Source organism: Trichocoleus sp. DQ-U1, assembly GCF_039961925.1.
Classification (GTDB): domain Bacteria; phylum Cyanobacteriota; class Cyanobacteriia; order Cyanobacteriales; family FACHB-T130; genus FACHB-T130.
The window spans coordinates 52,012-76,665 of record NZ_JAMPKB010000005.1 but is presented as its reverse complement, the minus strand read 5'-3'; the positions used below and the strand labels follow the sequence as shown (position 1 = coordinate 76,665).

The window sequence follows — 24,654 nt, the reverse complement described above, 5'->3', positions numbered from 1 at the left end:
GCTGAATTGGGCATTCTACCGTTTATTTTTCGCAAGCGATCGCTACAACCGCCAATCGCGATCGCGTCGCGTGCACTACCGGGTTCGACCTTTCAGCGTGCTGATATCCAATAGAATCCTTCTATTTTGAAGGCAACATCAGCAATTGGTGAACAATTAGTGGTATCAAATATGACTGAAGCTTCAGAGGGTCTGTCAAGCTGATAATTGGTAATTGAAAATTGTGATGGATGCTAGCTAGGTAGTAGGTAGCAGCTTTTTCGCCATTCCCTTTTTTTCCATTACCAATTCCCGATTACCAATTACCTCATCTTCCTTTCCATGTCACCTCAAAAATTGGCAAAGACTCCCCAATCCCGCCGGAACTTGTGGTTTGAACGTGTGATGGCACTTTTGGCAGTGGCTAACTTGGGCTTAGCGCTGTTCGACTTAACTTACATTCCGCTGCGCGATTTCTACCTGCGGGAATTTCGCAGCATTACCCGAATCTATGACCCCATCAAAGGTATTGAACCCCATCGAGAAACCCAGCAGTACCTAGAGACAGTAGAAAAACTCAAAGCACAGCTGCAACAGACAGAAGGATTGCAGTCGCCAGAGGTGGCAACTTTACTGGAGGAACTGCGCCAACAAAGTGTGGAAATGATTGAGACAAACCCATTTGCAGAGGCGAATAAGACAGGGACTCTGGAAAAAATCAAAAATCGGATGCGTCAGCGCGTTGGCAACGTCTCTGCCAAACAATCTTTTAGCACCTTTTGGAGTCTGCCTTATTTATCCCAAGCTGGCGTGGAAAAAGAAATTACCTTTTATAACCAAGAAATTCAGCCTTTGATGGCAAGAAATTATTTTCGCCCAGTTGGGGAAACAGGTAATTTCGTTGACTACTTCTGGAAAATCGATCTCTGGTTTATCATTCCCTTTGGCATTGAGTTTCTGCTTCGTACCTACTATATCCACCGACGTCATCATAGTCTCACTTGGCTCGAAGCAATGATGTGGCGCTGGTATGATATTTTCTTGCTGCTACCTTTTTGGCGGTGGCTGCGCGTCATTTCAGTTTTCATGCGCCTACACCAAGCACAATTATTAAACTTAGAATCAATACGAGTGCAAATTAACCGAGGATTTGCGGCAAACTTTGCAGAAGAATTGGCAGAAGTCATCGTGATCCGGGTAATCAACCAGCTACAAGGGTCAATTCGTGGTGGAGAACTGACTCGGTGGTTATCAGGACGGGAGGCTCGTCCTTATGTTGACATCAACAATGTAAATGAAGTGGAAGCGATCGCTACCTTATTGATGAAAGTAACTGTCAATCAAGTGTTACCAAAAATTCAGCCAGATTTAGAGGCAATTCTACAGCACAACATTGAAAAGATCCTCAGCCAATCTCCCTTCTATCGGGGACTCCAGCAAGTACCTGGAGTGGGTACCATCCCCACGCAGATAACTGAAAAACTGGTCAAAGAAATCTCTCTTGCAGCCTACAACACCCTCACCGCCTCTCTGGAAGACGATCCGGTTGGCGCAGAACTTTCCAAACAGCTGATAGAACACTTCACTGAAGCCTTAGGATCGGAGGTGCAAAGACAGCAGACTGCTCAGAAAATTCAATCTTTACTTTTCGATATGTTGGAGGAAATGAAACTCAACTACGTCCAACGCTTGTCCAAGCAAGATTTGGAGCAAGTGTTAGAAGAAACACGGGCGATCCGTCAGATTGTCAAGCAATAATTTGAATTTGTATGTCAATTGCTGATATCCATCTCTAACTTGAACTCCTTATTTAGGATTCAAATTTAGTCTTGGCTTGTGCTAGGACAAGACCGAGACTGTTGAGCTTGGATACGAAGATGTTTGAACAGTAGTATTGGCATCTGGGAAGGATTATTTATTTAGTAAACTACCTGCCACAAATTTTGATAGATTGTCGCAAAAACGCCAAATTCCCGATAGATAAGGAGTGTCATAACCAATTTTTCAGACATTCTCTACCAATCTCAATTTCTAGCATTCTTTCATAGATGTTTCTAGAGAGTTTCCGATCGCGATCGCGCCGCCACCCAGAAGAAAAATTGTTCTTCTACAGAGTCTTCATCCCGCGCTTGCACGCGCCTACGTTAATAATCCTCAGTCCAATTTTCCTAGCCCTTCAGGCACCGAGCATCGGTGCCTATCTCTTTTTTCTTATCTTCCCTCAGCGCTCGGTTGACGACTCGCCACTGGCATACCGCTTGAGTTAAACTCAAAGTTAGGAAGGCGAATCCATCAGGATTCGTCCAGAGACTTCTTGGAATATAGTGTTCGCAGGAAGTGGGGCAGCACCCACTTTTTTTATTGGAGTTTTCCAATGACTCATCCCCTGATTCCACAAATTATTGATTTAGCAGCGCCAGTGGCAGAAGCCTTGGACTTGGAAGTAGTCGGGGCGGTTTTTCACACCAACCAACGCCCACCCGTGCTACGCGTGGACATCCGGAATTGCAACGCTGACACAGGGCTGGATGACTGCGAACGAATGAGTCGGGCATTGGAGGCTGCTTTGGATGCAGCGGATTTCATTCCTGATGCCTATGTCCTGGAAATTTCTAGTCCCGGTATTTCGCGTCAGTTGACGACAGATCGGGAATTCATCTCCTTCAAGGGATTTCCCGTAATTGTCACCACATCCGAACCCTACGAAGGTCAGCAAGAGTGGACAGGGCAACTGATTCGTCGGGATGAAGAGGGTGTTTACCTCAACCAGAAAGGTCGAGCGATCGCCATTCCCCGCCAAATGGTCAGCCGAGTGCAGCTGGATGAAAAACGGTAATTGAGCTGTCAGCTTAGTAGTTAGTCCTCAGTGGTTCGCAAGGAAGTTGCCTCTTGACCACTGACCGATTACCAATTACCAGTTACTAATTACCAATAGCAATTAGCGAGGTTTTTTTATGTCAATGGTTAGTCTACGCGGACTTAAAGAGCTAATCGATAAAATTAGTGTAGAGCGCAATTTACCCAAAAGTGCCGTACAAGCAGCCCTACGAGAAGCTTTATTGAAAGGATACGAGCGATATCGTCGTACCCAGAACCTCGACAAGCATCATTTTGATGAAGAGTACTTTCAAAACTTTGAAGTCGAACTCGACCTAGAACAAGAAGGAGAAGAAGGCTTCCGCGTTTTGGCGACCAAGACCATCGTTGAAAAGGTGAGTAGTGGCGATCATGAAATTGGTCTAGAAGAAGTGCAGAAAGTCGCGCCTGAAGCAGCGATTGGCGACACGGTGGTTTTAGATGTAACCCCCGATCAAACTGAGTTCGGTCGCATGGCAGCAATTCAGACCAAGCAAGTGCTATCGCAAAAACTGCGAGATCAGCAGCGCAAACTCGTCGCAGAAGAGTTCCAAGAACTGGAAGGAACCGTTTTGCAGGCGCGGGTACTGAGATTTGAGCGGCAATCCGTGATTTTAGCTGTCAGTAGTGGGTTTAGTCAGCCAGAAGTAGAAGCCGACTTACCGAAACGGGAACAGCTACCCAACGATAATTACCGTGCCAATGCAACCTTCAAGGTATTTCTCAAAAAAGTACGCGAAGGCCCAGCGCGGGGGCCACAATTGCTAGTGTCTAGAGCTGCCGCAGGTTTAGTCGTTTATCTCTTTGCCAACGAAGTCCCAGAGATTGAGGATGAGGTGGTGCGGATTGTAGCAGTGGCGCGGGAAGCAAATCCTCCGTCTCGTCACGTTGGTCCGCGAACTAAAATCGCGGTCGATACCCTGGAGCGCGATGTGGACCCCGTCGGAGCTTGTATTGGTGCCAGAGGATCGCGGATTCAAGTGGTAGTGAATGAATTACGTGGCGAAAAAATTGATGTAATTCGTTGGTCGCCCGACCCATCTACTTATATTTCCAATGCTCTCTCGCCCGCACGAGTGGATGAGGTGCGTCTGATTAACCCAGATGCTCGTCAGGCTCATGTTTTGGTGGCGGAGGATCAACTAAGTTTGGCGATTGGTAAAGAAGGTCAGAATGTCCGTCTAGCAGCCCGTCTGACTGGTTGGAAAATTGATATTAAAGATATTGCCAAGTACGATTACGAAGCGGAATCTCGGAACATGGCAGCGATCGCAGCCGCTCGGCAAGCCCAGGAGGAAGCTGAGTATGACGATGCAGACGATGAACTCGAAGAACTGGAAAGATCCGCAGCCGTTCCTAGCTGGCAGCAGGACAGTGATGATTTTGATGATGTAGAGGTAGATGAGGTAGAAACCACGGAAGTTTAGATTTGAGATTAAATCTTCAATCCAAAATCTACACTCCCCATTGCTTGAGATGGAACCAAACTACCGCCGTTGTGTGAGTTGCCGCCAAGTCGCGCCAAAATCGGCGTTTTGGCGAATTGTCAGAGTCTATCCGTCCCAGCAGTTACAATTAGATCGGGGGATGGGGCGATCTGCCTATCTTTGTCCCCAAGAAAGTTGTCTGGTAGCAGCTCAAAAAAAAAATAGGCTGGGCAGAGTGCTCAAAGTACCTGTTCCAGAAGCACTGTACCAAACCCTGTGGCAGCGCCTAGCTACTAAACTTGAAGGCTGCGATCGCTCCTTGTCAAGAAGCGAATCCAGCCCTCAAGAACGTTGCCTCCCATCCGCATCAGACCTAAAACAGCCGTCCGAATGAGATATTGTAGGAAAGAAGCCCAAAAAAAGCGACGTGCCCCAAATTGTAAAGATTTGTGCAAAATTAGAAATAGAAGTGTTTCACTATCCTTAGGGATAGGGAATTTACTTGGTGATAAACAGACTTCCCATAAGTAGCTTGGATATCATTAGTAGAAGTATAGGCAGCAAGTTAAAGCTTCACACCCATTAGGCAGTAAGCAAATGATCAACAAGTTGTCGTTCAAGCAGATGGTTATGGTGTAAAAACTGGTAGGATTCGAGGGGAAAGACTGGATGAACAACGGCAAAGTAAGAATTTACGAGTTATCGCGGGAATTGGATTTGGAGAATAAGGATATTCTAGGAATTTGTGAGCGGCTCAATATTGCAGTCAAGAGCCACAGCAGCACAATAACTGAATCGGAGGCGGAGAGTATTCGCTCGGCGGCAGAAAAACAGGCAGCAGCCCGACCAGCTTCACGTGCGCGGGCTCCAATGGATCAACGTAAAACAGCACCGCCAGCCGCTCAATCGGTGCGACCCCGGCTAGAAAACAAGCCGCAAATTCTGGAGATTCGTCAGCATAAATCTGGGTCTGGTTCTAACGCACCACAACAGCCGGGAGAACAGGTCGCGATTCCTCCCCAACCACCAGTAAGACAGCAGACGCCATCACCCATGAAGCCGACAAGTCTGAATAAACCAGTGCGTCCTAGCCAGCGGGATAATCCTCCTGTAGTAGAAGTAGTAGAAGCAGAAAAACTACAGGTAGACCCAGTAGAGGCTCCTCCTATTCCAGCTCCGAAAGCTGTTGAACCAGCTCCCCATCTGGTTGAACCTCCCATGCGACAAGCAGGGGAGCGTCCTGCGCCAAGTAATGTGGAGCGGCCTGTATTAAAACGTGCCAAGGTAGAAACAGCTACTAGCTCGCCTGTCAGCGCACCCCAAAGAGTAGGACCAGCGAGCGGGGCACCCGAAAGAACTAACGCCTCGGCTCCTCCTGCCCCCGTCAGAACGGAGCGACCTGCCCCCCCGGCTCCACCCCGAGTTCCAGAACTGCACTCGCCTCCCCAAAGGCCGGTGCGACCTTCCATGCCTGTTGGTAGACGTCCAGGCGGTGCTGGTGACACGCAACTAGAACCTGGTTCCAGTCGCTCGAAGCTACTACGGGACGAAAATGATGAAGGTTTGGGAACGCCCGATACTCTGGGAGAAGAGGCAAGAAAACCGAATCCCCCCCGTCTCGTTGGTCCCAATAAGCGAAAACCTGAGTGGGAAGATGAGGAAGAAGAAAACCCAGATAAAGCAGGCAAGGCAGGTGCTAAAGCCAAGCGTCGGGTTCAACCCCTCATTGATGATGACGAAGACTTTGACACGGATTTAGAGGAATTGCCAGCAGCATTACAGGTGAGTCTATCTGTAGCTCGTCCTCCCAAGCAGCAGAAAGCTCGTCCAGCCAGCCCAGTCGTGGTGGCAGCGGAAAGAGAGAAGCGGAAGCCTCAAATGCAGCGCGGCGAAGGGCAAAGCAACGATCGCGATCGCCGTCGCGAACCTGCTGCTAAAGCAGAACGTCCGGAAAATCTAGTGTTAACGGGCAGTATGACCGTTCAAGAACTGGCTACGGCCTTAGCAGTTCAGGAAACAGAGATTATCAAAACTCTGTTCTTTAAAGGCTTTGCGATCAATATCACCCAAACCCTAGATATCCCAACCATCACAATGGTGGCGAAAGAACTGGGCGTAGAAGTGGAGACGCAAGAAGAACAAGCTGCGGCGACAAAAGTAACGGAGATGGTGACAGAGGAAGACCTCGATCACCTGCAACGCCGTCCGCCAGTGGTGACGATTATGGGTCACGTAGACCACGGGAAAACAACTCTGCTCGATTCCATCCGCAAAACCAAGGTAGCGCAGGGAGAAGCTGGGGGAATTACTCAGCACATTGGTGCCTACCATGTGGATGTGGAATATGAAGGAAAAACTCAGCAAGTTGTGTTCCTGGACACTCCCGGTCACGAAGCCTTTACAGCAATGCGGGCGAGGGGAACGCGAGTCACCGACATCGCTATTCTGGTAGTTGCCGCCGATGATGGCGTCCAACCTCAGACAATTGAAGCAATTAGCCACGCGAAAGCCGCTGAGGTGCCAATTGTTGTGGCGATCAACAAAGTTGATAAACCGGATGCCCAGCAAGACCGCGTGAAGCAAGAGTTGACCCAGTACGGTCTGCAACCCGAAGAATGGGGCGGCGATACCATCATGGTTCCCGTGAGTGCCATCAAAGGGGAAAACTTGGATACCCTTCTGGAAATGATTTTGATCCAAGCGGAAGTTTTAGAACTCTCTGCTAATCCAGACCGGGCAGCTAAGGGTACGGTGATTGAAGCCAATCTAGATAAATCGAGAGGCCCAGTTGCTACTTTGCTGGTGCAGAATGGTACATTGCGAGTCGGTGATGTCCTGGTAGTTGGCTCAGTATTGGGCAAAGTCCGGGCGATGATCGACGACCGGGGAGATCGGGTAACGGCAGCGGCACCATCGTTCGCGGTGGAAGTGTTGGGCTTGAGTGATGTCCCAGCGGCTGGCGATGAGTTTGAGGTCTATCCAAACGAAAAAGAAGGTCGCGCGATCGCAAGTGTCAGAGCCGACGAGCAACGCCAGTCACGCCTGCAACAGGTCATGGCATCCCGCCGAGTCACTTTGAATACCCTCTCAGCTCAAGCGCAGGAAGGCGATCTCAAAGAACTCAACTTGATTCTGAAGGCAGACGTTCAAGGTTCCGTAGAAGCTCTTCTGGGCGCGCTCGGACAGCTGCCACAAAATGAGGTACAAGTTCGGGTGCTGTTAGCGGCTCCTGGAGAAGTCACCGAGACAGACGTTGACTTAGCGGCTGCCAGTGGCGCTGTAATTGTTGGATTTAATACCACCCTTGCCAGTGGTGCGCGGCAAGCAGCGGATCAAGCAGGAGTCGATGTGCGCGAATACAACATCATCTACAAACTGTTAGATGATATTCAAGGCGCAATGGAAGGTCTGCTAGAACCGGAGCAGGTGGAAGAGCCTCTGGGTCAAGTTGAAGTCCGGGCTGTCTTCCCAGTCGGTCGTGGCTCCGTCGCTGGTTGCTATGTGCTGTCGGGTAAAGTGGTTCGTAACTGCCGAGTGCGGGTACGCCGCAACAGTCAGATAGTTCATGATGGCGTCTTAGATTCCCTCAAGCGGATGAAGGAAGATGCCAAGGAAGTCAATGCTGGATACGAATGCGGCATCGGAGTCGATCGTTTCAATGCCTGGGTAGAAGGCGACATTATCGAAGCCTACCAAATGGTAAGCAAGCGCCGTACTCTCTCGCCAAATTAAGGCAAAAGTCAAAAGGCAGAAGTCAAAAGAAAGAAAAAAGGAAATAATCTCCTTTGCCTTTCTTCTGACTTTTGCCTTTTATTTTTCTTTTTGCCTTTTTACTACTTGTAATATGCGCTCTTTTTGGTTGGAACCGTTCTTGTGGATTCATCTTGCTGGTCTGGCGACAGTTCCCATTTGGTTGGAACTATGCTGGCTGGGTTTGGCAGTTGGCGATCCCGTGTTGCCGGTGTCGTTGGAACTTTTTTTGGTTGCAACTGTAGGTATTGCACCCATACTGTGGATGCAGTTGAGCCGTCCTTTTAACATTTTTAGCATCCTGGCAGTGGCCCTGAAGCCAAGTCAACTGACGCTTAACCAGCGACGCCTGTTGTCACAGTTCAAGTCACCTACAAACCAATTAGTAGCCGTTCTAGCAGCTGGTTTCATGCTGTGGGTATTGTGGCTAATCTATCAGGCAGCACCGCTAGTGGCAACTGTTACACCGCTTCCCCCGGAGTGGCGGTTCGCTGGACTTCTAGTAGCGGCATTGACATTTCTGGCAAGCAATTTGTTCTTGCAGATACCACTGAGCGTGGCGCGAGTCCTTTTGACTAATGAAGCAGCATTTTCTGCTACGCAACCCTGTTCAGCAGAAGAAATTCCGCAACAATTTACAATTCCGGGACTACAGGTCAATCAAATCTTACCTTCGGAAATTTCCGAGACATCGGCGATATCAGCCAACTCTGTAGAACTAATAAATGCAGGAATAGAAGCCCCAGCGTCCTCCGACTAATCTAAAAAAGAGATTTTTCTTCAAGGTTCTTGGTTTTTCAGCACATGGGTGTCTATGTAGAAAAGCTTTCAGCAACTGGCGTACCCCAAAAAGTTTTGGCTGGTTGACTAGCGAGATGTTACTGACAGCACAAATCCCGCCAACCTAACTGCGTTATCCTAAGAATAGACATAGAAATTTGTTAAATAGTCATCAGCGGGCAGTCAATTTTAAAGATTAGATTTAGAGATTAGATTTTAGAGTGGGTTGTAAATTCACAATTTAAAATCAAAATCTAAAATAGAATTGCTGAAGGCTGATAGCTGAAAACTCCTTGTTCCCTTAATTTAAGGTGCATATGATCAGGTTTCCTGCTTCATCAACCAGCCAATTCCCCGGTAATACCAAAATCTGGGAAAGCCTCAAGCAAGCGATCGCATCCAGTTCTGGGTTTCAGCGCTGGGAAATAGAACACCCGTTGGATAACGACCGCCTTCAGGAGTTCAATCTTGATTATCGGGTTCGCCGATATCTGCGCGAAACTCTAGAAACCCTTGCTTATTAGTCATTCATTTGGCATCAGTCATTCGTTTAGTAGTGAGGAACGAATGACTGATGACCAACCGCTACTGACCAAGCCTGATTAAATCACTTAGATTGGGCAATCCCTGTCCCAATCGCTTGAGTTTGCCAAAAACCTCAGCAAGGCGATCGCCCTCCACATGAACTTCTGAGGTTGGGTAATTTTCTAAAATTTCAATCAAGGTAATCTGATTGTCTGGAAGCGCTGAACTCATCACAGCTCCTCGCAAAGACTGAATGTTTGCGCCATTTCCGGGAGTATGAACCACGTCACTGACTTGACCCAAGACTAATTCCCCAATCTGGTTATTGAGTACCCGATCTAAAATGAGGGCATTCACCTTAACTTCTTGCGTTAGGGTTTTTCGCAAATCCTCAGGTTTTCTTCCTGCCATAGCCAAATAAGCACGTAGCGCTGGCGAAATTTCACCCGTTTCAGCAAAAGTTGTGAGTTCGGGAACAGATACCGATTCCCTTAGAAAGCGGTACTTCAGCACGACTGTATTGGCAGCATCCGCACGAGAGGGGCTAAACAAAATACCCGTAGCGGCGGCTAAAGAGAACACGAAAGGTAGCGATCGCAGCAGTAGAGAGCGCATAAGGAACCTGAAAACAGCTTAGAAATAGCACAACTGTGCTATCTCTACTTTGACGATACTGGATGCCGATGGGTTGCATCCTCCTGCTCAAGTAACAACTGCTTTTGAATCATCCCTCTCGCCTGGATTAGCCTAAGCCAAAACGCTCTTAAATTTATAAAACCTCAGCCCTATGAGCATTTCAGGGTTTACATCGCCTGAATTTTCTTTGCAGGGGCAAGTTGCCATGTTGGGAACTGATAATATTCGCAACTTGTCATCAAACGTAATTGTGAATATTAATATTAGCGACGCAAGTGCATACACCAAGTATGTATAGCTTCCAGCGTAAAAAAATATCCCAATTGGTGAGTCTCTAAGTTACTAAATCGTACAGTTAATAATGCACATCAAAAGCATCAAACGTATGACACCCCAGGGTTTTCCCGATCGTTTCTCCCATTCTTCTAGCATCCGTTTCGCCAAACGTTTCGCTGGTGTCGTACCCGTCCGGGCGTCCCTGCTAAGCGCTTTATTACTTTGGTCTGGCGGGGTCATGGCACTTCCTGCGGCTGCCCTTACCCCGCCATCAACGCAGATAGCTCAACTTCCTGCAAGCGCGAACGTTGTCTACGTCAACCAATCCACGGGCAACGATACTGCCAGTGCTGGCACCAGTGAAAACACACCCTATCGCACTATCACCTACGCCCTCCAGCAAGCCCGCTCTGGCACAGTCGTACAATTAGCTCCAGGTTCCTACACGGCTGACACGGGTGAAGTTTTCCCCCTCCTGGTCAAACAAGGCGTCATTCTGCGCGGCGACGAGCAAAGCAAAGGGCAGACTGTAGCGATTATTGGCGGCGGCGGCTATGTTAGTCCTACCTTTTCCGGTCAGAACATTGCAATACGAGCAGAGAAAGACAGTGAAGTCAGAGGATTGACCATCACTAACCCGAATCGTCGGGGAACTGGACTGTGGATTGAATCTACCAATGCAACAGTCAGCAACAACACCTTTTCGAGCAATGACCGGGAAGGAGTTTTCGTCACCGGGACAGCTACCCCCAAAATTGAAAGCAACGTCTTTACCAGAAATAAGGGGAATGGCATTTCAGTCGCTAAGACAGCGCAAGGAGAAGTCCGCAACAATCTGTTTCAAGAGACGGGGAATGGTATTGTTTTAACTGAGACGGCATCGCCTTTGCTCGCAGACAACCGTATTGTCCAAAACGTTGATGGAATCGTCGCCTCCAACTCCGCTGCCCCAGTCCTGCGTAACAACATTATTGAGGCAAACACGCGGTATGGAGTCGTAGCAAGCGGAGATGCCCAGCCCAATTTAGGGACTCAAGAGAATCCTGGGCAAAATCGGATTCGCAACAATGTTCGTTTCGATGTTGCCAACCTAACGCGCACGAATACTATCATCGCGGTCGGCAACGATATTGATTCTAAGAAGATTTCCGGGCGCGTGGATTTTGTGGCGACGTCGATACCTAGCGGTGGTTTTGCCGATGTTCAAGGGAACTGGGCGCAAGCCTATATCGAAGCTTTAGTTGCTAAAGATGTAATTGCTGGTTTCCCTGATGGGACTTTCCGCCCCAACGAACCTGTCACCCGCGCTCAGTTTGCCGCGATTATCAACAAGGCTTTTTCACCAGCACAGATACAGCCTGGGATTAATTTTGTCGATGTCAAAACTAATTATTGGGCTTATCAAGCGATTCAAAGCGCTTACCGGGGAGGCTTTTTGTCTGGGTATCCGGGTCAAGTTTTTAGAGCCGAACAGCGCATTCCCAGAGTGCAGGTTTTAGTTTCTTTAGCGAGTGGTTTGAAGTTGCGCTCTGAGGATACAAATGTGCTGTCTGTTTACAACGATGCCACCCAGATTCCTAGCTGGGCCAGCACAGCGATCGCTGGCGCAACTCAGAAACAGCTGGTGGTGAATTATCCGACGCTGACTCAGCTCAATCCCAGCCGTGACGCCACTAGGGCTGAAGTCGCCGCTTTTGTCTACCAGGCGCTGGTGAATGCCGGTCGTGCTCAGGCGATTCCTTCACCTTATCTAGTCCAGGCTCCATAATCACGACTCAACGCTAAGATGTATCGCGCCAGTTTTCCAACTACTGGATGCTGGCGCTCTAGAAGTCGTATAATAGAAGTTAGGTTTCCGCAGTCTGCTGATGGTTAACCTGAAATGCGGGTATAGTTCAGTGGTAGAACGTCACCTTCCCAAGGTGAATGTCGTCGGTTCGAGTCCGATTACCCGCTTTCCTAGACAGTCACTTATTAAATGTCATCGTTGAAGATGAATGTCGCTTTGACAATTAGGGATGTGGTTAAGGCTAAATCATCCAATCTGACGAAACGATTTACAGTGGCTTGGGCAGTTGAGGCAGTGGCAGGAATTTTTACAAGGCTACTTGGAATCTCGAAAAAACCTCAATTTGGATTCAAGCTTTGTGACGCGGTTGGCTGAAATTGGAATTTCTATGTGAGGGTTGGCAAGTTGCTACAGAGACCTAGGGCGAAAAGTGAGAGTAGAGGCTAGCGATCGCGCACAATAACAAAGCTTCTGTCCACTCTACAACTGCCCCGTAGGTATCGCCGGTATGACCGCCTAGCTGGCGGTGAAACCAGACTCCTGTTAAAAACGCGATCGCGCATCCTGCGGCGGCTGTTCCCACCGCTGCGGGCCACCGAGTCGGCGATAGGACGATCTGTAATCCCATCAGGGCAAATAGCACCAGCAATCCCAGCAGGATGTCTTGAGGCGTCCGAATGGATTCTTTATGGAAGGCACCTTTACCCTCCGCTTTGAGGTAAGGATAGCAAGCGATCGCTACCACTTGTCCCCAGCGCCCCCATCCAGCCGCTACCATTAGCGCCGACCACCGATAAGATTCTAAATCACTCAGAGCAGATGTTTTTAATAACAGCAGCGCGATCGCTGCCATCGCCCCAAACGCACCCGTGACGCTATCTGCCATCACCTTTAAACGCCGCTGCCGTTCGCGTAGCTTGTCCGAAGAAAAATCCTGCACTGCCAGTCCATCTGCTGTATCCATAGCCCCATCCAGATGCAGACCCCCGGTGAGGGCAATCCAAGCAACAACGACCATTGCAGAGCAAGTCAGCATTGGGACACCCAGCAGTTGAAAACAAGTATCCAGAAGAGCGAGTAACCCTCCAATAAATAAACCCACCAAAGGTGCCCAACGCGCAATGCCGCGAAATTCTAATGTCCATCCAGATGGAATCGGAATACAGGTGTAAAACGCGATCGCACCCAGAAATCCTTTCCAAAATGAGAAAATTTGCACCACAAACAAACTTAATGACTTTTCGATAACAAATTCAGCAGATTAGCGTATGAACAGGGGAGAAATGTTGGGCTAAGATTGTCTCGTAGCAGTTCCGATTGCCATAGGCGTATGCCGTTAGGCTCCTCGCGCTTTGCTGAGTGTTCGCGTTCGCCATAACCGTCGAATGCGTATGCCGTAAGGATTCGGATTCTTGCCCAAAGCGCGTATACCATTAGGTTACGAAAGCTACCTACTTCCCTAAGTAGTGTATATCGCATTATTCTGTTGCATCTACGCAGCGACCAGGCAAGATCGGGCTTGTTTGAACCAGAGGCTGTTCCCATGACTTATGACCAATCTCCGCCCCACTTACCGGCTCCATGTATTATTGACAGCGGCATTATTGTTAATAAACAAGATATGCGACGACTGTTGACCGATCTAGGTCGCGTTCGCTACATCCACACCCTCGATGGCAAAGTTCAGAGCGAGGGCGAAGGATGCGTACTGGACGTATTTGCTGAACCACAGCGGTCTACGATGATTGCTAACCAGGCAATCTATCTTAACGTCCATAGTTTTGATTATCTGCAACTGCACCAGTCGAGCGAACAGGAATCTTATTTTGACTTGATTCAAGATCATCGTCAGTTACGTTTGATACCACTTTCTAGCCCACTCCAAGAGCAAAGCACGCCGATCATTAACGCCGCTGCTTTAGAAGCAATGGTGACACAAGTTCTGTCTGCTAAGTGGGATGTCCAACTTGACGACGACGATTGCTTATTCTAAGTAATCTTTAGTTAGGAAGTCGTTAGTCATCAGTCATTAGTCAATAAAAATCGACTAATCATCTAAAAACTAAAGACTAAAGACTATTGTTAGTAGGACTCGCAGCTAAAGTAAGTGGGATTTTCGTTTCAATGTCAGGCGCGTTGTCGCCATACGCAGGCACGAGCCGGGACTTTTTTGACACCACATGGCTTAGTAGAAACACCTAAGTTTATGCCGGTAGGGACGCTGGCGACTGTCAAATCTGTGACAATCGATCAGCTGGAGGCAACGGGTGCCCAAATGGTTTTGGCGAATACCTTTCACCTCCACTTGCAACCTGGAGAAGCAAGTGTGGCGGGTGCAGGTGGGCTGCACCGCTTTATGGGCTGGAAGAAGCCGATGCTGACAGATTCTGGCGGCTTCCAGGTGTTTAGCTTGAGCGAGTTGCGGAAAATTACTGAAGAGGGTGTAACTTTTCGCTCTCCCCGCGATGGGCGGATGATTCATCTAACGCCGGAGCGGTCAATCCAAATTCAGAACGAACTGGGAGCAGATGTCATTATGGCATTTGATGAGTGTCCGCCTTATCCAGCGGAGCGCTCAGAAGTCATGGCGGCAACAGAGCGGACTTATCGGTGGCTGGAACGATGTATAAATGCTAACCAACGTCCGAATGAGCAAGCTTTGTTTGGGATTGTTCAAGGTGGCGTTTACCTGGATTTGCGAGTTGCGGCTGCTGAGTCATTAGCGGAGTTAAATTTGCCAGGATACGCGATTGGCGGCGTCAGCGTGGGAGAACCGGCGGAACTGATTCACCAGATTGTGCGGGCGACTGCGCCAGTGTTACCCGCCGAAAAGCCTCGTTACCTGATGGGTGTGGGCACTTATCGAGAAATGGCACAAGCGATCGCTGCGGGTATCGATTTATTTGACTGTGTGATACCCACTCGCTGGGCGCGTCACGGTACTGTGATGGTACAGGGAGAACGCTGGAATTTGAAAAACGCTCAGTACAGAGAAGATTTCAGTTCCCTGGATGCGAGTTGTCCTTGCTACACCTGCCAGAACTTCAGTCGCGCTTACTTGTGTCATTTAGTGCGAACGCGAGAAATCCTCGGTTACACCTTACTCTCAATTCACAACATTACTGAATTGATTCGGTTTACCCAACGAATCCGGGAAGCAATTTTAGGCGATCGGTTTGTCACGGAATTTGGTCACTGGCTAGACACTCCAACAGAATAATTAAAAATTAAAAAACTTTAAGCATGAGCGTAAACGTTTTTCGGAGCGAGTTGGCTTTTTTAGAGATAGCGATCGCAATTTTGGGGAATTTTAGCGGTCGAGGATCGTCAAGAGCGATCGCCACCGTTTAGTAAAAGTAAATTTTCCATGTAGGCTGAAATCGCGTCCAGCTAACAGCCGAGTCATGTTAAGATACTTGTCAATTCTTAAAACTGTGTTGGAAAGGTGGATTTTAAATATGGAAGCAGCACTGCTGTTGGCAAAACTGCCGGAAGCTTATTCCTTCTTTGACCCCCTGGTAGACGTTCTCCCGATCATCCCCGTGTTCTTCTTGTTGTTGGCTTTCGTTTGGCAAGCATCTGTGGGTTTCCGCTAAACCTGAACTGCCAAAAAATTGAAAGGGCACCCACATGGGTGCCCTTTTATGATTCAGGGTAGGCACAAGGCCGATCCCTAAAACTTTTTTAACCCTGCGATCCCATTGCTTTCTGAAAGGCAGGACGTTCCGAGAGTCGCTGGATATAGGTAACAACTGCTGGATATTCGCTCAGGTCGAGCTTCAGCATCATGGGTATATAAGCCAGAATCGACCCTACTGCTACATCGACGACCGTTAATTCCTCGCCTAATAAAAATGGTTGCCCTGCCAAAATTTCATTCAGCGGTGTCAGCAACTTAGGCGTTTCGCGTTCCCGGCTTGCTTCCACAAAAATCCCTGGTCCCAAAGTGGCATTGCCAAATATTACCCATTGGGTGGTTTGTGCTTGTTCCTCCAGAGTGGCTGGCATCTTGCCGTACTTTTGGGCGAGATACAGCAGAATCGCCCCTGACTCCCAGAGTTTAAAATCTCCATCAACAATTGCCGGGACTTTTCCGATCGGGTTAATTGCCAGAAACTCTGGTTGGAGATGAGCGCCTGCCTGCATATCGAGCTGGACGAATTCGTAAGGAACGCCCAACTCTTCAAGATACCACTTAACAATGGATGCCCGACTACGGGCACCGCCATACAGTTTCAACATCGCAGATATCCTAAAGGACTTTATGGGTGTGAGAGTGTTGTTTCACGTTGTCTTCTTTGCGGACAACGCGCTGAGCATTCAGTACTCGCTTGCGTTCGACGGAATAGTTAAAGTCATTGCGGGTAGTGCCCAGAGGAATATGAGATTTGGCCTCTGGTTTGTTCTTATAGGTGCGAACAGATGCGATCGCCCGAAAAGTGAACTCATCGCTAAATTGCGCCTCTTCTGGAAAATCTGCTGGCTTGTAGAGGTTATCGCCGACGATCACTGCACCCATTGTGGTCGCAACAGCCATCTTGTAGGAGGTCGGAATCCCTTTCAGAAGTGCTTCCAGAGCAGCTGAGGGGATGGGTTCAATAATGTTGACTTCTTGGACTTCGCCATCTTCCTTGAAGAAACAAGTGGCTAAGCCAAGTAGCAGGTAGTCATTTTCGCTGAGATCGGGAGCATTGGGATAAGAAGTTGCAGTTGTCATAAGACCGTTTTAAGGAACGATTGCCAAACACCGACGGGAGCGCGTAAGTATCGCTTGCATTCTACCAGCATCCATTCAGTTGGGGCAGTGGGGAGAGGTGTAATGGGGAGCATCGCTTCAATTTTCCCTGCTCTTTTGTACCTTTGCATGGTTGTAGGATTTTCACCCCTCGCATCCCCCGCTCAAAATCCATAATTTTTTTCTATGCCAATCCTGCAAGCTTCACAGTCGTCAGTTCTCCTAGACGGGTAAATACGAGATTTAGGGAGTCTCTACAGATAGTTTCAGTAATGCTCTGGATTGGGGCTGTAGATTTCCTAAAGGACATCCAAACCGAACTGAAGGTATAGGAGATCGCTCCAGTGCTGGAAGACGCTTTAAGCAGTGACACAGAACACCCCGGCAACGAATAGGAAGCCGCTAAAGTAGATTCCAGAGAAGTCCAAGGTACCCTTGAGGATGATTATGAACGCTCGCGCAATCAATTTTCAAGACCAGGCAAAACACCAAAACGGTTCGCCGGTTTCATTGACCACCGGCACAGTTCCAAGGCGTTTTAATCTAGTCACCTCGGTATCTGGAGGACACCAGAACCAATCCCTGCGCTCCCTACGAGCTTTAGCAAAGGAAAAAGCTCAGCATGGCGATCGCAACGGCGCGATCGCTATCCTGACGACTCTCATCGAACTGAACCCCAGCAGTGCCACTGACTATAACAACCGGGGGTTGATTTATTTCCAGAACGGTCAAAAGGAGCAAGCGATCGCCGACTATAACACGGCGTTGGAACTCGATCCCCACTTGGACAGTGTTTACAACAATCGCGCCAACTACTACGCTTCTTTAGGACAGTTGGCAGAAGCGATTGCGGACTACGAGATGACCCTGGATCTCAACCCTGGCAACGTTCGGGCTTGGATCAACCAAGGGATCACCTTTCGGGATCTGGGACTTTACGACTTGGCGTTAGAGAATTTTGACCTAGTGCTGAGATTAGGTCAGCTACAAGGGAATATCTACGCAGAGCGGGGTCGTACCCATCATCTGCATGGCGACTGGAACTGCGCGATCGCTGATTATCAAAACGCTTTGGCTGTGCTTGCCCCTTTTGGTTCTGCCGGACGCTTGCGCTTGCAAGTCGAAAATTGGATGAACCAACTGCTGAAACCTATCAGCGCTTGAGGAACCATTTAAAATTCAAAAAAATTCAAAATTCAAAATATTTTGAATTTTTACTCATCAGTCGTATTGTTATCCAGCCACACAACTGGACGCTGAGAAGGGTCAACTCGATGGCTTTGTTCCTGCATCACGCTTTTGGCTTGCTGGGGATCGAAGTAGCGGCTGAAGTTATTACTTAAACGATTGACTCGTTTTTCTGTGCGCTTCACTTCTTGTCGGATTTCTCCTAGCTTTGCTTGCTGGGACAGGTGATAAGGCAAAAGTTGCACGAGAGCGGCGATCGCTGCCGATGAAAGCACTACATTTACTGCTAATTTAGCTGTCGTTTCTATTGCAATCGCTCGGTTAGGATGGCGTCGCGGTTGTCGCCGCGTCCGAGGAACTATCCGGCTGTTCGGTGCCGGTTGCTGATGAGGTTGTGAGGGTTCAATAGCATTCATGGTGTCAGGATACCACTCTGGACGCAAGCGCCACTATGTCTGTCGATAGATGTCAAAGGCTTTAAGGGAGGTACCCCTGCCTAGAGTTGCTGCAAGTGAATTAAGAAGCTAGGGATTGGATGCTAAGGACTAGAAACCAGGGGAAGAGGGAGCGGGAGAAGGGGAGCCGATGTGTACTAAAGCCCTGTCATTCCCTCACTCTCTCTTGCCATCAGCGGCTAGTCCCTAGCAAGGGGTGACATCTACTTGTACAGTTCCGTTGATAGCCGGAATGCCATGATGCCAGCAAACAGCGCCACAACTAAAGCAATATACACTTGGGTATCGGATATCGACATCGTTTACCAACTCCTTATTTCAGGTTTATAGTTCAACAATTTCGGCTAAATTATGCCCAATATAAACATCTTGTAACAAGATGCAACACAGCCGCGTAAAAATTCTAGCTCCATTGTTTGGCTTGCTTAATGGAATTTTCGACTAATTTTTCCCGACAAAGGTTAAGCTTAATTAAGACAGCAATCATTTTGGCACAATTTAGCCAGTTAATTTTTGCTTTTAGTTTGATAGTTCCAGTTTGAAGCTTGCGTGAATGCTAGACCAAATCCTGAACTCTCCGCTCAATCCGGGACTTGAAGCTCCCCTTGTACTGCTTGTTCTAGTTGTATTAGAGGCAGTGCTGTCAGCGGATAACGCGATCGCCCTAGCAGCTATTGCCCAAGGCTTAGAAGACAGCACGCTCCAGCGTCGCGCCCTCAACTTTGGATTAGCAGTTGCCTACATCCTCCGAATCACTTTGATTCTGACAGCAACCTGGGTAATTCAGTTCTGGCAGTTTGAGTTATTAGGGGCACTCTATCTGCTTTGGCTGGTGTTTCAGTATTTTACTTCCGATGAAGGGGAAGCTCAGGAACATCATGGGCCGCGATTTGCTTCTCTATGGCATGCAATTCCGATAATCGCCGTCACCGATTTAGCTTTTTCCCTCGATAGCGTCACTACAGCGATCGCAATTTCTAAAGATACCTGGCTGGTTCTCACCGGAGGTACGATTGGAGTGATTACGCTGCGGTTTATGGCTGGCTTATTCATCCGTTGGCTCGATGAATTTGTCCATCTTCAGGATGCTGGCTATATCACCGTTGCCCTTGTAGGATTGCGATTGCTCTGCAAAGCGATTCAGCCAGATTTGGTGCCGCCAGAGTGGTTAACCATTGCCTGTATTGGGGTGATATTTGCCTGGGGATTTTCTCAGCGCGTCCCCGCTGAGCAAACCGCAGAGATTCAGCAGAAGGAAGAGCAAAAGCGTTAGGCAAAAAAAGATTGAAAATGGCTAATCGCCGATGGCACATTGTTTAAGCGCCGTTCGCGATTAGCCGTTGGTGATTTACTCGTAGATCCAGGAAGTCAAGCTCGGCTTCCAGCTCACCAGTTCTTCATCTTTAAACCACAGAGCAATCTCGCGCTGCGCGGTTTCGATAGCGTCGGAACCGTGGATGAGGTTACGACCAATACTGACTCCATAATCGCCGCGAATTGTACCCGGTTCAGCGGTCAGTGGGTTAGTCGCCCCAATCATTTTTCTAGCGGCTGCGACCACTCCATCGGCTTCCCATACCGTCGCGACTACTGGGCCAGAGGTGATAAACTCGACCAGACCCGCAAAAAACGGTCTTTCTCGGTGTACGTCATAGTGCTGCTCTGCCAGTTCCCGGCTCACACTCATCAACTTTAAGCCAACCAGAGTAAAACCTTTGGCTTCAAAGCGCCGGATGACCTCACCCGCGAGGTTGCGCTGTACACCATCAGGCTTGACCATGACAAATGTCCGTTCCAAGTTTATCTCCTTTAGATTTTACAAACTGATACAAAACACAGATTAGACTAGAAGGCTTTTTAACGCAAAGGGCGCAAAGGTTTACGCAAAAGGACACGAAGATCAACTTTAAGTAAATTCCAACCGCGTTGACACTCCCAAATTGAGCATCTCACCCAAATCTTCTTTGCGTACCTTTGCGGCTTCCTTCGCCTACCTTTGCGTTAAGAGTTTAAATGAATTGCTGCCGATCTACCCGTTATAACGTTCTAAGGCTAATTGAATCAGTTGATCTACTAATTCTGGAAAAGCAACACCCGTCGCCCCCCAAAGTTGGGGATACATACTCGTTGCTGTGAAACCAGGCATGGTATTAATTTCATTAATCAATACTTCGCCAGTGGCTTCAACGTAGAAAAAGTCCACCCGTGCCAAACCAGCCCCATCAACTGCGGCAAACGCTTGGAGAGCCATTTCTTGGATCTGAGTGGCAACGGCGTCTGACACGTTCGCCGGGATCGCTAAATCCGCTCGTCCCTCGGTGTACTTCGTTTCGTAGTCATAAAAATCACTGTCAAAGGTAATTTCTCCAACGACGGAAGCCTTAGGATTGTCATTTCCCAAAACAGCACATTCTAACTCCCGCGCCACCACACCTGCTTCCACAATCAGGCGACGGTCGTAGCTGGCGGCGTTATCGAGGGCGGTTTCTAACTCAGCACGCGATCGCACTTTGGAAATTCCCACCGATGAACCTAAATTCGCCGGTTTCACAAAACAGGGATAACCGAGTGTCGCTTCAATTTGTTCGCAAAGCTTGGGGAAAACACAGGGATTCGACCACACTTGCGAGCGATTAACGGTGATGTATTTCACTTGAGGCAATCCTGCATTGGCGAATGCCATTTTCATGGCAATTTTGTCCATTCCCATCGCAGAACCTAAAACCCCAGTCCCGACAAAAGGCACTTGCATTAATTTAAGCATTCCCTGAATGGTGCCATCTTCCCCATTCGGGCCGTGGAGGATGGGAAACCAGACATCTACCTCAGCAGCTTGGGGGGGAGATTGCCAACGATTGAGGTCTGGCGATGGGATCGTAAGTTCGGTATTCGGTGATGCGTTTTCGTTACTGGGTAATTGTTGCGGAGAATTTTCTGAGGCCAGTTGGGATTCCGGGGGTCTTCCAGATGCTAAAACTTGTTGAGCCACTTCCCCGGCTTGCCAACGTCCATCTTTGTGGATGTAGAAAGGCAGGAGTTCGTACTTAGCGCTGTTTTGGTCGGCACTCAAAGCTTGCGCGATCGCCCGTGCCGAACTTAGCGAAACTTCATGTTCTCCCGAACAACCCCCAAACAGCAATCCCACCCGCATTTTATTCATTTCGGATACTCCTGACACTGCACACCGCCGATAGTTTACTACAGCCGAGAGGCGTGAGACGAACTCCGATACGGAAACTCCCTCAACCCTCTTTGTTATGATGCCAGTGTTATTTGCCTCGCTCAGGAGCGGACAACGAGTTTCCAGGGACGTTGGACAGTCATTGCTTCTTCCGGCTCTAGCACGGCAATCCGCCATCCTCTGCCCCAAGGTCGCGCCAGGACGACCCGATCGGGATTCGCTGCTTTGACCTTTTGAGCCGCCGTAGTGGTCAACTCGCTAAGTGCGATTTTTTCCACCACGGCTAGAGGTGCGCTAGCGACTGGCGTCAGGCCTGGGGGAGCCTGAATGGTGGGTATTGCCGTGGGGACTGGGGTTGTGGCGGTGGAAGCCTGGAGGCTTGGTTTGGCGGTGGGGAGGGGTGCCGTGGCGGTGGAAGTCTGAATCGCCTGTACCGGGGGTTTTTTGCCCTTGAGCTGAAGCGGTTCCTGTTTAGGAAGAATCAGTTGACGAGTGCTAGCACCCAATAAGTAAGTAAAGCGGCAAGTCAACCAAGCAATGCTTCCCGCAGCAATTGCCGTCCAATACACCAATATCAGACTGTTGTATAAAGTGTAAGCAATGCGAGGGGGAAGATAAACGGCTTCCTGTAAGTCTCGCCGGAGGAGTGGAAGGCGGGAGCTTACTTCAAGTTTCCACAAGGTGATAAATGTTTTCATAGCAGATGCTAGCACCGCGAAATCCTCCGATCCACCTAAAAATCTTATACCGGCACTGGCTGATGCACTTCCAATGGTTCCCCGGTCAAACTAAACGCGCGAACTTCGGTGATTTTGACTTTCACCACTTGACCTTTGAGTTCGGCAATGTTGCCGGTAAAGAAGGTGAGACGGTTGCCCCGCGTACGTCCCATCACCTGGGTGGGATCTTTGGTATTTTGATCTTCTACCAAGACTTCTTCGATGCGACCGAAGTAACGCTGGGACGCTTGAGCCGCTTTAATTGAAACTAAATGATTGAGACGTTGAAGGCGATCGCTTTTTACCTGTTCGCTCAGCTGATTCTCCCACAAGGCTGCGGGTGTTCCCGGACGCGGAGAATAAGCTGCCGTATTTAACAGGTCAAAACCAATCTCGTCCACCAGTCGCAGCGTATTCTCAAACTGTTCCTCGGTTTCTCCCGGAAAGCCGACAATCGCATCCGCACTAATCGAGGCATCTGGCATATACCGGCGAATCGTGTCAATGATGCGGCGATATTTCTCATGGGTATAACCCCGCGCCATTGCCTTCAGAATGTCGTTATCTCCCGACTGGAAGGGAATGTGGAAATGTTCGCACACGTTGGGCAATTCGGCACAAGCTCGAATTAACCGTTCGGTGAAATAGCGGGGATGGCTGGTGGCAAACCGAATCCGCTCAATTCCCGGCACATCATGAACGTAATAAAGCAAGTCTGTGAGCGTATTCTGGTGTCGCCCTTCTGCCGTGATTCCAGGCAAATCCCGTCCGTAGGCGTCGATATTTTGCCCCAGCAGGGTGATTTCCTTATATCCTTGCCGCGCGACTTCCTCCATTTCGGCGCGAATCGCTTCTGGAGTCCGCGATTGCTCGACGCCGCGAACGCTGGGAACCACGCAGTAAGTACAGCGTTCATTGCAGCCGTAAATTACATTCACCCAAGCTGTCACTTTACTGTCGCGGCGCGGCTTGGTGATGTCTTCAATGATATGAACTGCCTCAGTCGCCACTACCTGATTACCGTTAAAAACTTGTTCCAGCAAATCTTGGAGGCGATTGGCGTGTTGTGGTCCCATGACTAAGTCTAATTCTGGCACCCGCCGCAACAGTGCTTCCCCTTCCTGCTGAGCGACGCAACCCGCAACCACCAGGGTCAAATCTGGTTGCTCGTGCTTGCGTTTCGCCTGTCTGCCTAGGTAGGAATAAACTTTTTGCTCGGCGTTATCCCGAATGGTGCAGGTGTTGTAGAGGATCAGGTTTGCATTTTCAGGTTCTTCTGACCATTCAAAGCCCATATTTTCCAGGATGCCAGCCATACGCTCTGAGTCGGCTTTGTTCATCTGGCAGCCAAAGGTGGTGATGTGATACCGGCGGGGAGAAGTGGTCATGGACGGCTACAACAAATCAATGAAAATAATCGGAACTGTATATCTATAGTACCTATCTGGAGAATACAGCTATCGCGTCTTTACATCTAAAACTGCCAGAACTGCCCGTAAGCGTTGCCAAAGTTCGAGAGCGATCGCTCTCACGGTGCCCAAGCACCCACGATCCAAGCAGCGGTGAGTCAGCGTTCTTGAATCTTCAGGCAAGCCTATATTTTCTGACGCTTGTAAAAAATTGCGGGAACAAAGTAGGACGTTTATTCTACGAATTCCGCAATAAATTACAGCATCCTAAACTCAGTTATTCAAATTGTTTTGCAATTTTATCCTGATTATGCATCAGAGAGTCCGAATCAGGCAATAGAAGCTCTGACGAGACATCTACTATGCGCCTTTACAGCTCCCTCTTCTTATCAAGCCTATTAGTTACTGGCTTCGCGGTGAATTTACCAAACCTTCGGGATCGCTCGGAAAATTTGCACCAAGCAGATTCAACCCAAAAACACTTATTTACTCATGATTCAAGGCAGGACAGTGCCCATCGCGGTAGCGGACGAAGAGGAAGAGGAAATTCTGAAGCCGCTTTGAGGGGGTTGTTTCATCTTGATTTGACATAGAAGCGCAACCCAGCTTCCCCTAGTTCTACAGGTCGGTTTTTCTATTTTCTGTGAGGATTAAAACAGTCAACATCAGCCAAATAATCGCCAAATATAAAAAGCCCGTTTTCTTGAATAAAGCGGGCTTTTTATATTATCTTTTTGAATTCGTCTACTTTGCCTTAGTTTTGAAAAATTAGCTAATTACTTAGCAAAAAAATTGTAGATGTAACCCTGAAAATCAGCGAAGCGGGCGATCGCCCTCTGGGTTGATGAAGGAGTCGCCGGATGATAAAAAAGGCGAGATTTCGCGCATTGAGGGTCTGTAGGGGCGCAAGCAAGAGTGCCCCTACAGAGACAATATAAGACTTCAAAAT

General features: G+C 48.7%; 25 protein-coding genes and 1 tRNA gene. 15 read left to right on the top strand and 11 right to left on the bottom strand.

Translation table 11 applies throughout. The features are described 5' to 3' along the window. Nucleotides 1-321: 321 nt before the first annotated feature. From NDI34_RS03585 to NDI34_RS03550, 8 genes are all read left to right on the top strand, one after another. On the top strand, nucleotides 322-1,737 hold the full coding sequence (locus NDI34_RS03585; protein ID WP_348231869.1) for a hypothetical protein: 1,416 nt from the start codon (nucleotides 322-324) through the stop codon (nucleotides 1,735-1,737). 290 nt (nucleotides 1,738-2,027) lie between these two features. Beyond that, nucleotides 2,028-2,246 carry a hypothetical protein gene (locus NDI34_RS03580; RefSeq protein ID WP_190413348.1) on the top strand — a complete coding sequence of 73 codons (219 nt, stop codon included), beginning with the start codon at nucleotides 2,028-2,030 and terminating at the stop codon, nucleotides 2,244-2,246. A gap of 107 nt (nucleotides 2,247-2,353) precedes the next feature. Further along, nucleotides 2,354-2,815, top strand: a complete 462-nt coding sequence (rimP, locus tag NDI34_RS03575; protein ID WP_190413346.1) for a ribosome maturation factor RimP — start codon at nucleotides 2,354-2,356, stop codon at nucleotides 2,813-2,815. Between the two features lie 118 nt (nucleotides 2,816-2,933). After that, nucleotides 2,934-4,262, top strand: coding sequence for a transcription termination factor NusA (gene nusA, locus NDI34_RS03570; protein ID WP_190984523.1), 1,329 nt, complete (start codon nucleotides 2,934-2,936; stop codon nucleotides 4,260-4,262). 49 nt (nucleotides 4,263-4,311) lie between these two features. After that, complete coding sequence (locus NDI34_RS03565) at nucleotides 4,312-4,656, top strand: YlxR family protein (protein WP_190427456.1); 345 nt, start codon at nucleotides 4,312-4,314, stop codon at nucleotides 4,654-4,656. A gap of 275 nt (nucleotides 4,657-4,931) precedes the next feature. Next, complete coding sequence (gene infB, locus NDI34_RS03560; protein WP_190413340.1) at nucleotides 4,932-7,994, top strand: translation initiation factor IF-2; 3,063 nt, start codon at nucleotides 4,932-4,934, stop codon at nucleotides 7,992-7,994. Nucleotides 7,995-8,106: 112 nt separating this feature from the next. After that, complete coding sequence (locus NDI34_RS03555) at nucleotides 8,107-8,772, top strand: low-complexity tail membrane protein (protein ID WP_190673926.1); 666 nt, start codon at nucleotides 8,107-8,109, stop codon at nucleotides 8,770-8,772. A 337-nt stretch (nucleotides 8,773-9,109) separates the two neighbouring features. Continuing rightward, on the top strand, nucleotides 9,110-9,316 hold the full coding sequence (locus NDI34_RS03550) for a hypothetical protein (RefSeq protein ID WP_348231868.1): 207 nt from the start codon (nucleotides 9,110-9,112) through the stop codon (nucleotides 9,314-9,316). A gap of 61 nt (nucleotides 9,317-9,377) precedes the next feature. Here NDI34_RS03550 and NDI34_RS03545 read toward each other — a convergent pair whose 3' ends face one another. Next, nucleotides 9,378-9,932: an alpha/beta hydrolase gene (locus NDI34_RS03545; protein ID WP_348231867.1), complete on the bottom strand. Its 555-nt coding sequence runs from the start codon at nucleotides 9,930-9,932 to the stop codon at nucleotides 9,378-9,380. A gap of 406 nt (nucleotides 9,933-10,338) precedes the next feature. Between NDI34_RS03545 and NDI34_RS03540 the strand changes: the two genes are divergently transcribed. Both NDI34_RS03540 and NDI34_RS03535 read left to right on the top strand, forming a co-directional pair. Beyond that, nucleotides 10,339-11,997 (top strand): DUF1565 domain-containing protein, encoded by a 1,659-nt coding sequence (locus NDI34_RS03540; RefSeq protein ID WP_348231866.1) that lies wholly within the window; start codon nucleotides 10,339-10,341, stop codon nucleotides 11,995-11,997. Between the two features lie 116 nt (nucleotides 11,998-12,113). Next, nucleotides 12,114-12,185, top strand: a tRNA-Gly gene (locus NDI34_RS03535). Between the two features lie 251 nt (nucleotides 12,186-12,436). Here NDI34_RS03535 and cobS read toward each other — a convergent pair. Continuing rightward, nucleotides 12,437-13,240: an adenosylcobinamide-GDP ribazoletransferase gene (gene cobS / locus NDI34_RS03530; RefSeq protein ID WP_348231865.1), complete on the bottom strand. Its 804-nt coding sequence runs from the start codon at nucleotides 13,238-13,240 to the stop codon at nucleotides 12,437-12,439. A 321-nt stretch (nucleotides 13,241-13,561) separates the two neighbouring features. Between cobS and NDI34_RS03525 the strand changes: the two genes are divergently transcribed. The 3 genes from NDI34_RS03525 to NDI34_RS03515 all read left to right on the top strand — a co-directional run bounded on the left by NDI34_RS03525 (nucleotide 13,562) and on the right by NDI34_RS03515 (nucleotide 15,614). Next, on the top strand, nucleotides 13,562-14,011 hold the full coding sequence (locus NDI34_RS03525; protein WP_190432259.1) for a hypothetical protein: 450 nt from the start codon (nucleotides 13,562-13,564) through the stop codon (nucleotides 14,009-14,011). 114 nt (nucleotides 14,012-14,125) lie between these two features. Then, nucleotides 14,126-15,238, top strand: a complete 1,113-nt coding sequence (gene tgt / locus NDI34_RS03520; RefSeq protein WP_348231864.1) for a tRNA guanosine(34) transglycosylase Tgt — start codon at nucleotides 14,126-14,128, stop codon at nucleotides 15,236-15,238. Between the two features lie 238 nt (nucleotides 15,239-15,476). After that, entirely contained in the window at nucleotides 15,477-15,614 is a 138-nt protein-coding gene (locus NDI34_RS03515) for a photosystem II reaction center protein K (RefSeq protein ID WP_190413748.1), read from the top strand. 88 nt (nucleotides 15,615-15,702) lie between these two features. On the opposite strand, the gene NDI34_RS03510 is transcribed toward NDI34_RS03515, so the two are convergent. Together NDI34_RS03510 and NDI34_RS03505 are read right to left on the bottom strand one after the other, a co-directional pair. After that, entirely contained in the window at nucleotides 15,703-16,260 is a 558-nt protein-coding gene (locus NDI34_RS03510) for a glutathione S-transferase family protein (protein ID WP_190426881.1), read from the bottom strand. A gap of 10 nt (nucleotides 16,261-16,270) precedes the next feature. Beyond that, nucleotides 16,271-16,735: a hypothetical protein gene (locus tag NDI34_RS03505; RefSeq protein WP_190413324.1), complete on the bottom strand. Its 465-nt coding sequence runs from the start codon at nucleotides 16,733-16,735 to the stop codon at nucleotides 16,271-16,273. A gap of 465 nt (nucleotides 16,736-17,200) precedes the next feature. On the opposite strand from NDI34_RS03505, the gene NDI34_RS03500 reads away from it, so the two are divergent. After that, the gene (locus NDI34_RS03500; protein ID WP_190413322.1) at nucleotides 17,201-17,917 is read left to right on the top strand and encodes a tetratricopeptide repeat protein; all 717 of its coding nucleotides are present in this window, start codon (nucleotides 17,201-17,203) and stop codon (nucleotides 17,915-17,917) included. A gap of 50 nt (nucleotides 17,918-17,967) precedes the next feature. On the opposite strand, the gene NDI34_RS03495 is transcribed toward NDI34_RS03500, so the two are convergent. Both NDI34_RS03495 and psaM read right to left on the bottom strand, forming a co-directional pair. After that, entirely contained in the window at nucleotides 17,968-18,357 is a 390-nt protein-coding gene (locus tag NDI34_RS03495) for a hypothetical protein (protein ID WP_190413320.1), read from the bottom strand. A gap of 242 nt (nucleotides 18,358-18,599) precedes the next feature. Continuing rightward, complete coding sequence (gene psaM, locus NDI34_RS03490; RefSeq protein ID WP_190413318.1) at nucleotides 18,600-18,695, bottom strand: photosystem I reaction center subunit XII; 96 nt, start codon at nucleotides 18,693-18,695, stop codon at nucleotides 18,600-18,602. Nucleotides 18,696-18,949: 254 nt separating this feature from the next. Here psaM and NDI34_RS03485 point away from each other — a divergent pair, with 254 nt between their 5' ends. Next, nucleotides 18,950-19,669 (top strand): TerC family protein, encoded by a 720-nt coding sequence (locus tag NDI34_RS03485; RefSeq protein ID WP_190413317.1) that lies wholly within the window; start codon nucleotides 18,950-18,952, stop codon nucleotides 19,667-19,669. 75 nt (nucleotides 19,670-19,744) lie between these two features. On the opposite strand, the gene ndk is transcribed toward NDI34_RS03485, so the two are convergent. From ndk to NDI34_RS03460, 5 genes are all read right to left on the bottom strand, one after another. After that, nucleotides 19,745-20,194: a nucleoside-diphosphate kinase gene (ndk, locus tag NDI34_RS03480; protein ID WP_190413315.1), complete on the bottom strand. Its 450-nt coding sequence runs from the start codon at nucleotides 20,192-20,194 to the stop codon at nucleotides 19,745-19,747. Between the two features lie 231 nt (nucleotides 20,195-20,425). Next, complete coding sequence (locus NDI34_RS03475; RefSeq protein WP_348231863.1) at nucleotides 20,426-21,556, bottom strand: D-alanine--D-alanine ligase family protein; 1,131 nt, start codon at nucleotides 21,554-21,556, stop codon at nucleotides 20,426-20,428. A gap of 122 nt (nucleotides 21,557-21,678) precedes the next feature. Further along, the gene (locus tag NDI34_RS03470; RefSeq protein WP_348231862.1) at nucleotides 21,679-22,290 is read right to left on the bottom strand and encodes a hypothetical protein; all 612 of its coding nucleotides are present in this window, start codon (nucleotides 22,288-22,290) and stop codon (nucleotides 21,679-21,681) included. Nucleotides 22,291-22,319: 29 nt separating this feature from the next. Then, complete coding sequence (gene miaB, locus NDI34_RS03465; RefSeq protein ID WP_190681560.1) at nucleotides 22,320-23,684, bottom strand: tRNA (N6-isopentenyl adenosine(37)-C2)-methylthiotransferase MiaB; 1,365 nt, start codon at nucleotides 23,682-23,684, stop codon at nucleotides 22,320-22,322. Between the two features lie 69 nt (nucleotides 23,685-23,753). Then, nucleotides 23,754-23,888 carry a hypothetical protein gene (locus NDI34_RS03460; RefSeq protein ID WP_348231861.1) on the bottom strand — a complete coding sequence of 45 codons (135 nt, stop codon included), beginning with the start codon at nucleotides 23,886-23,888 and terminating at the stop codon, nucleotides 23,754-23,756. Nucleotides 23,889-24,654 lie beyond the last annotated feature (766 nt).